Genomic DNA, 316 nt, shown 5'->3' with positions numbered 1-316 from the left:
GTCCGGCGCCTATGTCGGCTGTCTGCGTTAGCTTAAAAAAATTTGCGGCGACGCTGGCCAAAACGGCGCAGGGCGTGTATAGGCACCCGACTTTCTCAGATTCCGGCCCCTGACGCGGCCCTTTCACGAGGGCAGCCGGGGCATTTTGACCATGTAGTGGAGCATATCCATGGCCGTACCGAAACGAAAAACCTCTCCGTCGAAGCGCGGCATGCGCCGTTCGGCCGATGCCTTGAAGGCCCCGACCTATGTCGAGGACAAGAATTCCGGCGAGATGCGCCGCCCGCACCATATCGACCTGAAGACCGGCATGTAT

General features: G+C 59.8%; 1 protein-coding gene. It reads left to right on the top strand.

Annotation, left to right across the window (positions count from 1 at the left end):
- Nucleotides 1-169: 169 nt before the first annotated feature.
- On the top strand, nt 170-316 hold a 147-nt coding region (rpmF, locus tag E5X34_RS32725; RefSeq protein WP_127258683.1), incomplete at its 3' end, for a 50S ribosomal protein L32.

The sequence above is a fragment of the Mesorhizobium sp. genome, assembly GCF_004963255.1.
Taxonomy (GTDB): domain Bacteria; phylum Pseudomonadota; class Alphaproteobacteria; order Rhizobiales; family Rhizobiaceae; genus Mesorhizobium.
Note: the sequence above shows the minus strand (reverse complement) of the source record. Positions and strands in the feature narration are given on the sequence as shown.